The following is a 14,453-nucleotide window of genomic DNA, read 5'->3' as shown; positions in this document are numbered from 1 at the left end:
CCGCCTCCTTGAGCGCTATCGGAACGCTATTTCCCCCGCACTTTGCCTCAACGAGGCGGCCGGGCGATGGAGACTCAACAGCTAACTCCAACAGCGCCATGAAAAAAGGCGCGGCCTGGTGAGGCACGCGCCTTGTCATCCGGACGTGAAGACTTACTTTTCGAGGTACTGGAGTTTGTCCTGCACCTTGTTCCATTCGTCGGCATCGGGCAGGGAATTCTTGCGCTCGACGATGGCCGGCCAGACCTTGGACAGCGCCGCGTTCAGCTCGGCGAAATGTTGTTGATCCTCGGGCAGATCATCCTCGGCGAAGATCGCTTCGGCCGGGCATTCGGCCACGCACAGCGTGCAGTCGATGCATTCATCGGGATCGATGACGAGGAAGTTCGGCCCTTCACGGAAACAATCCACCGGGCAGACATCCACGCAATCGGTGTATTTGCACTTGATGCAGTTTTCAGTGACGACGTAGGGCATGGGTTTCTCCTGCGCCCGCTGGCGCGATGGGGCGCGACTATAGCCGATTCCGGTCCGCAACGGACGCAGCCATGGGTAATAGGGACATAACCAGGCCGGCCCGGAGGGGCAAAGGTGCGGAAACGCTGGGTTTGCTCCGGCAAGCTGCGAAGCCCGTTCATGGAAGGACACGCATGCGCCATCTGCTCGCCCTGCTGGCCGCCGGCCTCTTGCTGCTCGCCTCGCCGGCACGTTCCCACGACATCCTGCTGGCGGAAGTCTACCGCCAGGCGCTCGATCCTGCGAACTATCTCGTCAGCGAGAAACTCGACGGCGTGCGCGCCACCTGGGATGGCCAACAGCTGCGCTTCCGCTCAGGCCAGCCCGTCGCCGCGCCGGCCTGGTTTCTCGCCGCCCTGCCCGCGCAGCCTCTGGATGGCGAACTCTGGGCTGGGCGTGGCCAGTTCGAACGCGTGGTCAGCACCGTACGCAAGCAGACTCCGGAGGATGCCGAATGGCGTGCCATCCGTTACATGATTTTCGAACTGCCCGATGCGCCCGGCGATTTCAGAGCTCGTGCCGAGCGCATCCGTCAGATCACACGGCAGGCACGGCGCCCCTGGCTGCAGGCCGTGGAGCAGTTCCGCGTAGCAGACCGGACGGAACTGCAGAGAAGGCTGGAGACCGTGGTCGAAGCCGGCGGCGAAGGTCTGATGCTGCATCGGGTGGATGCACCGTATCTCACCGGTCGCAGCGACGCGCTGCTCAAGCTCAAGCCCTGGCTGGACGCCGAGGCGCGTGTGATCGCCCATCTGCCCGGCACCGGACGCAATCAGAAGCGCATGGGCTCGCTGCTGATGGAATTGCCCGACGGCCGGCGCTTCCGCCTCGGCAGCGGCTTCACCGACCGGGAGCGCGACGATCCTCCGCCCGTCGGCAGCCTCGTCACCTATCGCTATCAGGCGCTGACCGCCAAGGGACTGCCGCGCCACCCACGCTTTCTGCGTGAACGCCCGGACGGTCTTTGAGCCGCATGGCTGCGGGTATAATCGCGCCCCTCGAATGCCAGAAACGCCAGGAAAGAAAGCCATGGAAGCAGAACGCATCAATGCCGTCGCCAACCAGATGACCGACCTCAAGGGCCGGGCATCCGAACTGCGGAGGTATCTTTGACTACGACAACAAGGCTGAAAAGCTGATCGAAGTCAGCAAGCGGCTGGAAGATCCGGCCATCTGGAACGACCCCAAGCACGCGCAGGAACTGGGCCGAGAGAAGAAGGAACTCGAAGGCGTGGTGGGCGTACTCGAAGGTGTGGCCGCCAGCCTCGCGGATTGCGCCGAGCTGTACGACCTGGCCGTGGCCGAGGATGACGAAGACACCTTCGTCGCCGTTGAAGCCGACGTGGCCGACGTGGAAAGCCGCGTCGCCGGGCTCGAATTCCGTCGCATGTTCAACAACCCGATGGACCCGCAGCCGGCGTTCATCGAAATCCAGTCCGGCGCCGGCGGCACCGAGGCGCAGGACTGGGCGCAGATGCTCGAACGCATGTACCTGCGCTATTGCGAGCGCAAGGGCTTCAACGTCGAGTTGATGGAAGAGTCCGAAGGCGACGTGGCTGGCATCAAGAGGTGCACGATCAAAGTTTCGGGCGAATACGCCTACGGCTTCCTGCGCACCGAAACCGGTGTGCATCGCCTGGTACGCAAGAGCCCGTTTGACTCCAACGCGCGCCGCCACACCAGTTTCGTGTCGGTCTTCGTATTTCCGGAAGTCGACGACTCGATCGAGATCGCGATCAACCCGGCTGATGTGCGCACCGACACCTACCGAGCCTCCGGCGCAGGCGGCCAGCACATCAACAAGACCGACTCTGCCGTGCGTCTGACCCACGTGCCGACCGGCATCGTCGTGCAGTGCCAGAACGACCGTTCGCAGCACCGCAACCGCGACGAAGCCTGGAGCATGCTGCGCGCCCGACTGTACGAACTGGAACTGCGCAAGCGCCAGGCCGAACAGCAGAAGCTGGAAGACGCCAAGAGCGACATCGGCTGGGGCCACCAGATCCGCTCCTACGTGCTGGATCAGTCCCGCATCAAGGATCTGCGCACCAACTGCGAAGTCGGCAACACCCAGGCCGTACTCGATGGCGACCTCGATGCCTTCATCGAGGCCAGCCTTAAACAGGGCGTGTAATCGCTACATGTACATGCTAGATTTAACATGTACATATCGAAGGATGACCCCATGGAATCCGTCAGCCTGACCACGCTGCGCCAAAACATCTTCCAGATCGCCGATCAGGTTCTGGCCACCGGCGAGCCCGTGGTGATCGAACGCCACGGGCAGCGCCTGGTGCTCGCGCCCGAAAAGCCGCCGCGTCTGCGCGTGGAAGAATTGCCGCGCCGCTACGCGATCGTGGGCGATCCGGAAGATCTGGTGAACGCGCCAACCTGGAACGAAGCGGACTGGAACGAGCCGGACAATCTCGGCCGATGATCCAGCTGGATACCCACGTCGTCTGCTGGCTGCATGATGGATTGATCCGGCAGATCAGCCCGGCGGCCCGGCAGGCACTCAACACCGATTCACTGTCCATCTCACCCATGGTCGAGCTCGAATTGCATTACCTGCACGAAATCGGTCGCCTGCGGACCCCGCCGGTCGACATGCTGCACACCCTGCATACCAGTCTCGGGCTGAGCGTCAGCCAGACATCCTTCGCGCTGGTTGCCAGCGCGGCGGCAGGGATTCGCTGGACGCGCGATGCGTTCGACCGTCTGATCGTTGCTCAGGCCCAGTGCGACAGTGCCCGTCTCGTCAGCGCGGATGAAAAGATCCGCCAGCACTTCGCCGGGGCGATCTGGTGAGCCAGTCCGACAACCGCGAAGATTTCGACCTCGCCGGCTTTTTCACGCCCGGTATCGAGCCGGACGACGTGCCCGCGCTGTGGTCGCTGGTACGCTCGCGCGAGCTGATCAACACCTTCATCACGCTGTTTCGCGGCGGCGAAGAAGAGGTATTCATCCGCCTGCACGTGCTGCGCGAGATTGGCGCGCGCGCGGATCATCCACGCTGGGAACCCGATGAACTGCGCCGCCATTTCAGTTACATCGACCCGGTGAAGCTGGAAACCGTGCTCGCGCGCCTGCGCCACAACGGCTTGCTGGTGCACGGCGAGGATGGCTATCAGTTCTCGGACGCCGGCCGCAATGCTGTGGCTGCCATGGCCGTGCTGCTGCGTTTCGGCGAAAACGAGGATGCCGAGCTGGGCTTCCTCACCACCCAGCTCGCTGGCATGCAGGCCACCGGCACCGTCACGCCTGAAGTGCTGCAGCACCTGCTCGCCAAGCTCAATGCACTGACCGCCTCCTTCGAGGATGCCATTGCCTCAGGCTCGGAATTCCGCATCCTGGAAGCCCGCTCGCGGCTCACCGGCAACGTGCGCTGGCTGGACAAAGGCACCACGATCCTGCGTGGTCTGCTCGCCGAAGAAGAGATCAGCCCGGAAACCAGCCGCATCGCCCACGCCATCGGCCTAGCACAGAGCCGGCTGGCACGCGTCGATGCCGCCTTCCAGCGCGCGCTGAACAAGATCGAATCCCAGCGCGTCACGCTGGGGGCTTCGGGCGTATCGTCCTCTGACGCTGCGGCCTGGCTGCGCGGCCTGGAGATCCACCGCATCGCCGCCCTCGCCGACGGTGCACTCGGTGCCGGGCCGCAGATGCAGTTCGTGGCGGGTGGGCATGAACTGCTGGACCGCGCCGAATCCGCGCTTTCCGAAGAAGTCCGTCAGATGGAGGCGGACGCCAGCCTGCCGCCGGCCGAAGACGCACCACAGGATGAAGCCGCCCCCAGCGAAGATCTCAGCCTGCTGCTCCGGCTCTCCGAAAGGCTTGCCGGCATTCTCACCGCATCTCCGGCCAGCCGGCTGGTGCTCGGTGGTGGCTTCGGCCCGGCCAGCTACCGCCTCTCGCTGCTCTCGCTGCTCGGCAACGAAGAAGCTGGCGCCGCCGGCCCCGTGGCCGACCTCACCCAGCTGCCCTACGACCTGCAACTCGAAGACCAACTGGTGGAAATCATGGAAGACGAAATCTCGCATATGTCCGCCGGCAATGTCGTTCGCAACGATGTGAAGCGGGAAGAAACAGCGGAGAAGGATGAAGCCCGGCCTCCCGCGTCTCTTCCCCCTTCTCCCTTCCTGGAAGCACCATGACCGAAATCACCGAACTCACCGCCCGCCTGCTCGCCCATCGCTGGCTGCCGCGTGCCGACAGTCAGGTGCGCCGCGCACTGGTCGACGAAAGCTTCCGCGCCGAACTGGAAGCACGACTGGCCGCAGTCGGCCTGCAACTGCTTGACAACCCTTTCGCCGAACACGTGGCGGTGGGGCTCAGGGACGAGGTCATGGATGCCGTCTTTGGTGGCCGTGACTATCAGGCCAGCACCATGGGGCTCACGCGCGACGAGATCGCCCTGCTGGTGGTGATCTGGGCGCTGATCATCCTGCCCAAGCGCGAGCGCCAGCTCGGCCGCCGCGTACTGGGCGACGACGGCCAGGACGACATGTTCGGCCAGGACAAACCCATCGAGCACGGCGAAGCCGTCTCCGGCGCGATTGCCGAAGCCTCACTGCTGGCGGATTTCGGTGCCCAGCTCGGCGGCAAGACCAAGGTGCGCAACTTCGCGCTCGGCAAGCTCGCCCGCCTGGGCTTCATTGAGCGGCGCAACGGCTACATCCACGAAGGCCCGCTGCTCGACGTGCTGCTCGACTATCGCGTGCTCGCCGACCGCATCATCAACGGCACCCTGGCAGACGTGCTCGCCGCCGCTGGCCGCGCACTGCCCGCCGGACTGGGCGAAGAGGAAGAAGAACTGTTCGACGAGACGGACGAAGCGGAAGAAGACTTCGGCCCGCACAGCTAAACACCCAAAGGACAGCACAGAAGATGTTCCACATCCGAGAGATCGAACTCGTCCACTGGGATTTCTGGCGCCGCTTCACGCTGCCGCTGGATGCCCACATCATCACCATCGTCGGCCCCAACGGCTCGGGCAAGACCACGCTGCTGGACGCGATGCGCACCCTGTTCGCACTCAAATGCTCGGGTAAGCGCGATTTCCGCCGCTACGTGCGCCGTGCCAACGCCGGCTTCGCCTGGCTGCGCGCCACGGTTTCCAACCATCCCGGCAGCACCGGCAAGCGCCCTTTCTTCCCCTGCCTGAAGGACGAGGTAACGCTGGCCTGCCGCGTCAAGCGCGCCGGCGGCGACTGGACGCGCGAATACTGCATCGAGGATGGCCTGGTCAGCGTCGAGCAACTGGAAGAGACCGCCCAGTTCGTCGGCCTGCGCGACTACCAGTCGCGCCTGGCCTACGCCGGCCTCAGCCCGGCGATCGCCAAGGTACTGTCGCTGGAGCAAGGCGACACCGACAAGCTCTGCGAATACTCGCCGCGCGCGCTGCTGGATCTGGTCTTCGACGTCTTCGGCGACAAGGAAGTGCTGGACAACTACCAGGCCGCACGCGAAGAGCAGAAAACCGCGCAACGCGAACTCGAAGCCCTGGCGCTGGACCTCGAAAAGCTCAAGGCCCAGGCCGAGGCGCGCCGCCTGGAGGCGGACCGCTTCCTCGAATGGCGCGAATTGCGCGCCGAAGCCACGGTGCTCGAAGCCGAGGCCATTCCGCGCCTGGAAGTGGCCGAGTTGCAGACCGAAGTCATCAGTTGGCGCGAAAAGCTTCGCCGCGCCCGCCACGAGGTGACTGACGCCATCGAGACGCGCCGCCTCTCGGAAGAACGCGTGGCCGCGCTGGCCGGCGAGAAGGCCCAGGCCGAAGACCAGCTCACCGAAGCCAACACGCGGCTCAAGGACATCGACGGACAGTGGCTGGCCGCGCGCGATGCATTGCGCGACGTGGAGAAGAAGCTCGCCGAACGCGATGCGCTGCGCGAACGCGTGGCGCGCGAGCATGGCGAGGCCGCGCTGGATTCCGAGGACGCGGCGGCGAATGCCTACAACGACTGGCAGGCCGCCCGCACGAAGGTGCGCGAGCTGACCGCGCGCTTCGAGGAAGTCACCGCCCGCCTGCGCGAAGCCCAGGGCAAGGGCGGCGCACCGCAGGACCACGAAGTGCAGCGCTTCCGCGCCGCGCTCAATGAGGCCGGCATCGAACACCGCCTGCTCGCCGAGATCACCGAGGTCACCGACGCCAGCTGGCAGGGCGCGATCGAAGCGATCCTGCGCCCCTACCGCTCGCTGATCCTGCTCGAACAGGAAGGCGACCGGACCGAGGCCTGGGCGCTGGGCGAGCGCGAACGCTTCCGCCATTTCGTCGTCGCCGACCGCGCGCCCTGCCCCGACGCCCATCCCGGCAGCCTGCTGGAAGTGGTGCGCTTCGCTGGCGAGCCGCCGAAGTGGCTCTCCGAACTGCTCAACCGCATCCGCCGCGTCGACAATGCACAGGCCGCCACCAAACTGCCGCGCGAGCAGGACTGGATCACCCGCGAGGGCTATCACCGCGAACGCCGCGGCGCGCGCCATCTGGGCGTGCCGCACGACTTCTGGTTCGGCGAGCTGGCGCGCAAGGCACGCCTCGAATCCCTGCAGGAAGATATCGGTGCGCTGGACAAGCAGCTCGCCTGGGCGCGCAGGAAGCAGGACGAAGCCGAGGCCGCGATGCAGTCGGCACGCGAGAAACTGCTTGGCATGCAGGCGGCCGAACTGTTGCTGGCGCGCGCGGGCGAATTCGAGGCTGCGGAACAGGACAAGGCGAGCCTGCAGGGCTCATTGGCACATGCCGAAGCCACGCTCAACGAAGCACGCGCCCGGGTCGATCAATGCAAGGAGCGCCTGGCCGGCATCGCCATCGAAACCGACCGCCGCTCGCGCGATCTGGCGCAGGCACGCGAGGTGCTGAACCGCATCGCCAGCGAATCGCGGCCGCAGCGCCTGGAGCAGACCGCGCGCCTATTGAGATTACGCGGCAAGCGTCGCGGCATGCCGCGCGACTGGCTTTCGCCCGCCGCGCTCGGGGAACTCGCCGAGCATTACGGCGGGCTGGCCGGCGCGCGCAACGAACTCTCGCGCCTCAAACGCCGCCTCAATGAAAGCGAATGGCCCACGGACGAGAACGTGCTGGTCATCAAGGAAAAACTCGGCCTCGAACTTCACCAGCGCGAAGGAGACTACGGCCAGCGCATGGCCTACGCCGAACGCACCAAGCAGATGGTGGACGAGGCGCGCGCGGCCTACATCGCGCGCCTGCGCGCCACGGTGCGCCAGTACGGCAAGAACCTGCGCGCGCTGGGCGAGCTGGCCGGCATCCATGTGGAATGCCCGGTTCCGGCGCTGGACAACGACGACGCCACGCTGGCCACCGCCGGCCTCGAAGTAGCCTTCGATTTCGACCAGAAAGGCGCGCAGACGCTCAACGACGGCGAGGCCTCGGGCGGCCAGCAGGTGATGAAATCGCTGATCCTGCTGATCGGTCTGCTGATGGACGACGCCCGCCCCGGAGGCTTCGTGTTCATCGACGAACCCTTCGCCCACCTCGACGTGGCCAACATCGACCGCGTCGGCGCCTTCCTGCGCGCCACCCGCTCGCAATACCTGATCACCACGCCGGTCACCCACAACGCCAACGTCTTTCAACCCGCCCAGCTCACCCTGGTCACGCGCAAGAAGAAGCCGGCGGACAGCTGGGCGCCGCCCATTGGAGTGCTGCGCAGACAGATCGACTAGACGGCCCCGCTCCGGGCATGAGCCTGAACACCGGATGGTTTCCCGGATTGCGGCCTTCGGTCTGCATCCGGGCTACGTGACTGCAATGGCAGTCGGCGCCCGTTCATGCTTCGATACCTCAGCACGAACGGGGTTGTGGCAGCGGGCTTGTCTGAACCAAATCCGTTCGCACTGAGGGTTCGAAGCCTGTCCTGAGATTGTCTAAGGGTGCGAACGGATTTGGCGTGCCAAGCGATGGCGCACCCTACGCGACTCCCCACTCCCGACTCCCGAAACCTGCGGACACGATCCAGCGCAAAACCTTGCGCTCGAACATAGAATCTGGACAGATCCGCTCCGGCCGGCAAACCAGTCACAACGGCAGCACGATATGCGCCCGCAGGCCACCGTCCGCGCGGTTCTCCAGCCTCAGCCGGCCGCCGTGCGCAACCACCCCGGCACGGGTGATGGCCAGCCCCAGGCCGACTCCGCCGGAGGCGCGGTCCTGCCCGGCATCCGGACGCACGAAGGGTTCGAACACTTTTTCCAGCCATTCCTCGGCCAGCCCCGGGCCGTCGTCATCAACGTGGATGTGCACGCCATCCGCTTCGCGCAGCAGCGCGATACGGGCGCGCTGGCCGTAACGCACCGCGTTGTCGACCAGATTGCCCAACACCCGCTTGAGGCCGAGCGGATTGCAGCGATACGGCAGGCTTGATTCTCCGCGCCAGCTCACCTCGTGACCCAGTGCGCCGTGCTCCTGCTGCACGCAGTCGAGCAAGACGGCAAGGTCGATGGTTTCACGCGCGCTGGCAAAGCTTTCATCGCGTGCGAAAAGCAGCGTGGCTTCCACCATCTGGCGCATTTCTTCCAGGGTGCGCGTCATCGCCCGGCGCAGGCCGGCGTCCTCCACCATTTCCACCCGCAGCCGCAGCGAGGTGATCGGCGTGCGGAAATCGTGGCTCAGCGCGGCCAGCATGCGCGTGCGGTCCGCCACGAAACGGGTGAGCCGCTCCTGCATGAGATTGAAAGCCATGGCCAGCTCGCGGAATTCGCGCGGCCCCCGCACCGGCAGGGTTTCGGCTCTTTCGCCCCGGCTGATCTGTTCGGAGGCGCGAGCCAGTGCCCGCAGGGGCCGCAACAGACGGCGCACGAACAGGACCACCACCACCAGCACCGACAACCCGCTGGCGAGCAAGGAATAGCCCAGGGAATGCCAGAGATCCCGCACCACGGGCCATTGCTGCGCGGCCAGCCAGCGTCCGTCCGGCAGACGGGCGGCGATTTTGAGCGTCATCGCGCGGGTGAACAGCAAGGTCTCCTCACGGAGGGGAGACAGCTGCGCATCCTCCGTCCGCACACGCAACAACAAGGGCAGATCGGCCGGCCCACCGATCTTCTGGCGCAGCGCGGCCAGCAAGACGGCATCTTCGCTCGACTGCGGCAGCGGTGGCAGTCGCTCCAACAGCTCGAAGCGCGCATCGCGGGCCTGCAGCGCTGCCACGAGGCGCTCGGCATCGCAGCCAGCGGAACAGACCAGCAGGCTGCGATAGGCGCTGGCATAGCGCTGCAGCATCTGTTCGCTGGCGATGCCATGCATGCGCCCTGCCTCGGTACCGCTCAGATACTGGGCCGCCTGGCCGGCGGCAAGCAATCCGAGCAGCAGCAGGCCGATCAGCTGCCCTGCCAGGCTTTCGGGCCACAGCCTCCTCATGTGGCGAGCAGATGCACGTCCGCCGACAGCAGATAGCCGTCACCCCAGGCAGTGCGCAGCAAGCGGGGATGACGCGCGTCGTCCTCCAGCTTCTTGCGCAGGCGGCTGACCTGGCTGTCGATGCTGCGGTCGAAGACGGGCGCATCCGCCTTGTTCATCAGATTCAGCAAGCGCTCGCGGCTGAGCACGGTATTCGCATGCTCCAGCAGGGTCTTGAGCAGGCGGAATTCCATCGCGCTGAGTTCGACCACGCGTCCCTGCGCATGGCGTAACTCGCGCTTGCTCAGATCCAGTTGCCAGTCGGCGAAGCGATAGCACTGGCTGCCGCCGAGCGGGCGCGACAGGGCCCGCGGCGCCATGCGCGCACGGCGGAAGATGCTGCGGATACGGGCGATCAACTCGCGTGGATCGAAGGGTTTGACCACATAGTCATCCGCCCCCAGCTCCAGCCCGGCGATCCGGTCGGCCGGATCGGACATCGCGGTGAGCAGGATCACCGGAATGCCGTGGTGCTCATGCACATGACGGCAAAGGGAAAGTCCATCCTCTCCCGGCAGCATCACGTCGAGCAGGATCAGATCGAACTGCTCGCGCCGCAGGCGCTCGCGCAGCGCCCCGCCATCGGCCTCGGTGCTCACGCTCAGGCCATAGCGCGCAAGGAAGGCCGCCAACGGCTCCCGGATGTCTTCATGGTCATCCACGATCAGGATGCGCAACGCTTCATTCATTTCAACCCCGGCTTCATTGACACAGATCTGGCACGTTTTGACAAAGACTCACAACGGTTAATGAGTATTGTTCTCAACAACATGAATTTTAATTATCGCGGCATTCGGGTCAAGCGCTCTCGAACGCCCGGCCGTGGTCACTCTGGAGAACTGCTAGATGTCGAAGTCCAATCTGTTCAAGCTCAAACCCATCGCCGTCGCCCTCGCCTTGCTGCCGGGCGCCGCCGTGCATGCCCAAGAAGCAGCCGAAACCACCTTGGATACGGTCAAGGTCACCGCCACCGCGGAGGAAACCCTGAAGCAGATGCCCGGCGTTTCCACCATCACGGCGGAAGACATCGAGAAACGCCCGCCGGTCAACGACCTCTCGGACATCATTCGCCGCATGCCGGGCGTCAACCTCACTGGCAACAGTTCCACCGGCGCGCGCGGCAACAACCGGCAGATCGACCTGCGCGGCATGGGGCCGGAGAACACCCTGATCCTGATCGACGGCAAGCCGGTCACCTCGCGCAACTCGGTGCGCTACAGCCGTAACGGCGAACGCGACACGCGCGGTGACAGCAACTGGGTACCGGTCGAGGAAGTCGAACGCATCGAAGTCATCCGCGGTCCCGCTGCGGCACGCTATGGCAACGGCGCTGCGGGCGGCGTGGTGAACATCATCACCAAGGGCATCCCGGATGAACTGCGCGGCTCGGTATCGCTGTACACCAACCAGCCCGAGGACTCCGCCGAAGGCGACACCAATCGCGTCAACTTCAACCTCAGCGGCCCGATCAACGAACAGCTGGGCTTCCGCGTTTATGGCAACTACAACAAGACCGACGCCGATGCGCCGGACATCAACGTCGGCCAGACCGCTCCGGGCGTCACCAATACCGCCGCAGGCCGCGAAGGCGTGAAGAACGAAGACGTCAAGGCCACCCTGCGCTGGAAACCGGTGGCTGGCCAGACGGTGGATTTCGATGCCGGCTACTCCCGCCAGGGCAACATCTACGCGGGCGACACCAACGTCGGCAGCAGCGCCACCGACCCGAACGCCGCGACCGGCACCAACCCGGCCTCCTTCCTCGGCGAGGAGACCAATACCATGACCCGCACTTCCTATGCGGTCACGCACAAGGGCGACTGGTCCTTCGGCAAGTCCAGCGCCTATTTCCAGTACGAAAACACCAAGAACAAGCGCCTGGGCGAAGGCGCCGCGGGCAGCGGTGAGGGCAACATCAACACCACAGAGAAGTTCACCAGCGAGCTCAACGGCTACACGCTCAACGGCCAGGTCGACGTTCCGTTCCAGTTCGGCTTCAGCCAGATGCTGACCGCTGGCGTGGAATGGAACCATCAGAAGCTGGACGACCCGCGCTCGATCCAGGCCGCCGTAGCCGCCGGCATCAGTTGGCCCGGCGTCCTCCCCGCCGACCAGCGCCCGACCGACATCGACGCCACCATCACCTCCTTCTTCGTCGAGGACAACATCGAGCTGATTTCCGACCTGCTCCTCACCCCGGGGCTGCGTCTGGACCACCACAGCGAATTCGGCGACAACTGGAGCCCGTCGCTGAATGCGTCCTACATGATCACGGATGAAGTCACCCTGAAGGGCGGCGTCGCCCGCGCCTTCAAGGCGCCCAATCTGTACCAGATCAACCCCTACTATCTGTACAACAGCATGGGCAACGGCTGCCCGGTCGGCATGACCAACCCCTGCTATGTGCTGGGCAATGCCGATCTGGACCCGGAAGTCAGCCTCAACAAGGAAATCGGCATCAACTACACCCACAACGGCTGGAACGCGGGTCTGACCTATTTCCACAACAAGTACGACAACAAGATCACCTCGGGCATGACCAATCTGAACACCACCGGTCTCGTCACCGGCAGCGTGCTGCAGTGGGAAAACGCAACCGATGCGACGATCGCCGGCTACGAGGCCAATCTGCTGATTCCGCTGGCGCATAACCTCAATTGGAGCAACAACGCCACCTACATGTCGCGCAACAAGGACCAGCGCGGCCAGCCGCTGTCCATCATCCCGAAATACACGGTGAACACCACGCTCGACTGGGCACCCACCGATGCGCTTTCATTCATCGTGACCGGTACCTTCTATGGCAAGCAGAAGCCGCGCACCACCGCGGCCAGCACCGGGGCGGCCGTTACCGACAGTGCCGCGCTCCGGGATCGGCCGGCCTACCAGGTGTGGGGCATTGGCGCGGGCTATACCTTCAACAGGCATCTGAAGGGGCGTATCGGCATCAGCAATCTGTTCGACAAGCAATTGTTCCGTGAAGGCAATGGCTCGGCGGCCGGCGCCAATACGTACAATGAGCCTGGGCGTGCCTACTACGCCACGCTGACGGCATCGTTCTGACAGATCTGCCGTCCGGGGCGGGTGGCATACTGCCCGCTCGATTGACATGCACCGCCCGACAAATGCCGGGCGTTTTTATCGATTCTTCCTGAAACATGGCGAACTCCGCCCACACCGACGGCTATCACACCGGAACGCCCTATCCGGCGTTCTTTCACCGTGAGCTGACGCCCGCCTGGCTCGTCGCCACCGCCACCGCCCTGGGGCACCGCACGGCCGGACTCGACAACGTACATTTCCAGCAGCGCAGCTTCGCCGAATTGGCCGAAGCCGAGGAAGACGCGCTGCCAGCGCTGGACTTCATCGTGCTGCACGGCGTGCTGTCGTGGATTTCGCCGGACAACCGGCGGGCGGTGATGCGCATCATCGAACGCTGGCTCAAGCCCGGCGGCATCGCGTGCCTGGCCTACATGAGCCAGCCCGGCAGCGCACCGATGATGGCGATGCAGCGCGTGCTGCGGCGCAGCGCGGAAATCGCCGGTGCAACGCCGGGCCTGGCTTCGGGGCTCGATCTGTTGCGCGGCTTGCGCGATGGCGGCGCAGGCCAGTTCGTGGTGGTACCGGAATTGGGGCAACAGCTCGATCAGGTAATGCGGCAGCCCCCGAGCTACCTGGCCCATGAATTCCTCGGCGAACACTGGGAACCCCTGCATGTGGCCGATGTGATCGCGGCAGCGGCCGACGTGGGCTGCACCTACGTCGGCAGCGCCACGCCCCTGGAGAACATCGATGCGGTATCGCTGCCCGGCGGTGCGCAGGCCGTGATCGGCACCATCGCCGATACGGCGCTGCGTGAGACCGCCAAGGACATCGCCCGCAACCAGACGCTGCGCCGCGACATCCATCAGCGCGACGCGAAGCCGCTCACGCCAGCGGAACACCGTGCCGCGCTGCTGGTACAGCGTTTCATCGCACTGCCGGGCGCGCCCGCCGGCGGCGCCCTGCGCTTCAACACCCGCATCGGTCCGGTCGACGGCGCGGCGGAAGTCTTCTCGCCACTGCTGCAAGCATTGTCCACCCGCCGCCCGGCCGCCTTCAGCCAACTGCTGACGCTACCCGCTTACGCCGGACGCGGCGGCCTACTCAACCAGGCCTGCCAGATCTTGCTATGGGCGGGTCATCTCCATCCCTGCCTGCCAGGACCGGATGCGGCCCCGGCTCAGGCGCTCAACCGCGCCTTGTGGCGCGCGGCGGCGGAAGGGCGGGACTACGGCTGGGTGGCCGCGCCGGCCATCGGTTCCGCCCTGCCCGCCAGCCGCGCGGCGATGCTCGCCGCACATGCGCTGGACAGCGACCCCGCCTTGCGTGGCGCCGCGCTCCTGGCAGCGGTGCGTGTCCTCGACGCGGAAATCACGGATGCAAACGCGCTCGCTGCCTTTGAAAGCGACACATGGCCTGCCTGGCAACGGCTGGGGGCCGTGCCACAAGCTGCTTGATTTTTGGGGATCCACTCAACCGAACG

The 14,453-nt window shown here is 65.2% G+C and carries 12 protein-coding genes; 9 read left to right on the top strand and 3 right to left on the bottom strand.

The annotated features are described in order from the left end of the window. Positions 1-153: 153 nt before the first annotated feature. Positions 154-477 (bottom strand): ferredoxin FdxA, encoded by a 324-nt coding sequence (gene fdxA, locus BGI27_RS06010; RefSeq protein ID WP_095523990.1) that lies wholly within the window; start codon positions 475-477, stop codon positions 154-156. Positions 478-650: 173 nt separating this feature from the next. Here fdxA and BGI27_RS06005 point away from each other — a divergent pair, with 173 nt between their 5' ends. From BGI27_RS06005 to BGI27_RS05975, 7 genes are all read left to right on the top strand, one after another. Next, positions 651-1,484, top strand: a complete 834-nt coding sequence (locus tag BGI27_RS06005) for a DNA ligase (protein ID WP_095523989.1) — start codon at positions 651-653, stop codon at positions 1,482-1,484. Between the two features lie 61 nt (positions 1,485-1,545). Next, a protein-coding gene (gene prfB / locus BGI27_RS06000; protein WP_141239721.1) for a peptide chain release factor 2 occupies positions 1,546-2,650 on the top strand; the annotation gives its coding sequence in 2 pieces (ribosomal slippage) (positions 1,546-1,626 and positions 1,628-2,650; 1,104 coding nt in all). A gap of 51 nt (positions 2,651-2,701) precedes the next feature. Continuing rightward, complete coding sequence (locus BGI27_RS05995) at positions 2,702-2,953, top strand: type II toxin-antitoxin system Phd/YefM family antitoxin (RefSeq protein WP_170942962.1); 252 nt, start codon at positions 2,702-2,704, stop codon at positions 2,951-2,953. Continuing rightward, positions 2,950-3,324: a type II toxin-antitoxin system VapC family toxin gene (locus BGI27_RS05990; RefSeq protein WP_095523985.1), complete on the top strand. Its 375-nt coding sequence runs from the start codon at positions 2,950-2,952 to the stop codon at positions 3,322-3,324. Before BGI27_RS05995 ends, BGI27_RS05990 begins: the two co-directional genes overlap by 4 nt. Next, positions 3,321-4,670, top strand: a complete 1,350-nt coding sequence (locus BGI27_RS05985; protein ID WP_095523984.1) for a hypothetical protein — start codon at positions 3,321-3,323, stop codon at positions 4,668-4,670. Before BGI27_RS05990 ends, BGI27_RS05985 begins: the two co-directional genes overlap by 4 nt. Next, positions 4,667-5,380: a hypothetical protein gene (locus BGI27_RS05980; protein WP_095523983.1), complete on the top strand. Its 714-nt coding sequence runs from the start codon at positions 4,667-4,669 to the stop codon at positions 5,378-5,380. The genes BGI27_RS05985 and BGI27_RS05980 overlap by 4 nt, the downstream gene beginning before the upstream one ends. Positions 5,381-5,403: 23 nt before the next feature. Beyond that, positions 5,404-8,196, top strand: a complete 2,793-nt coding sequence (locus BGI27_RS05975) for an ATP-binding protein (protein ID WP_095523982.1) — start codon at positions 5,404-5,406, stop codon at positions 8,194-8,196. 352 nt (positions 8,197-8,548) lie between these two features. On the opposite strand, the gene BGI27_RS05970 is transcribed toward BGI27_RS05975, so the two are convergent. Both BGI27_RS05970 and BGI27_RS05965 read right to left on the bottom strand, forming a co-directional pair. Then, positions 8,549-9,889: a sensor histidine kinase gene (locus tag BGI27_RS05970; protein WP_223871629.1), complete on the bottom strand. Its 1,341-nt coding sequence runs from the start codon at positions 9,887-9,889 to the stop codon at positions 8,549-8,551. Next, positions 9,886-10,617, bottom strand: a complete 732-nt coding sequence (locus tag BGI27_RS05965; protein WP_095523981.1) for a response regulator — start codon at positions 10,615-10,617, stop codon at positions 9,886-9,888. Before BGI27_RS05965 ends, BGI27_RS05970 begins: the two co-directional genes overlap by 4 nt. 157 nt (positions 10,618-10,774) lie before the next feature. Here BGI27_RS05965 and BGI27_RS05960 point away from each other — a divergent pair, with 157 nt between their 5' ends. Continuing rightward, positions 10,775-12,991, top strand: coding sequence for a FepA family TonB-dependent siderophore receptor (locus tag BGI27_RS05960; protein WP_095523980.1), 2,217 nt, complete (start codon positions 10,775-10,777; stop codon positions 12,989-12,991). A gap of 95 nt (positions 12,992-13,086) precedes the next feature. Then, positions 13,087-14,427, top strand: coding sequence for a class I SAM-dependent methyltransferase (locus tag BGI27_RS05955; RefSeq protein WP_095523979.1), 1,341 nt, complete (start codon positions 13,087-13,089; stop codon positions 14,425-14,427). Positions 14,428-14,453: the final 26 nt, after the last annotated feature.

Source organism: Candidatus Dactylopiibacterium carminicum (assembly GCF_014736495.1).
In the GTDB taxonomy this organism is placed as follows: Bacteria; Pseudomonadota; Gammaproteobacteria; order Burkholderiales; family Rhodocyclaceae; genus Uliginosibacterium; species Uliginosibacterium carminicum.
The sequence above is the reverse complement of the archived record's forward strand: the minus strand, read 5'-3'. Positions and strand labels throughout refer to the sequence as shown.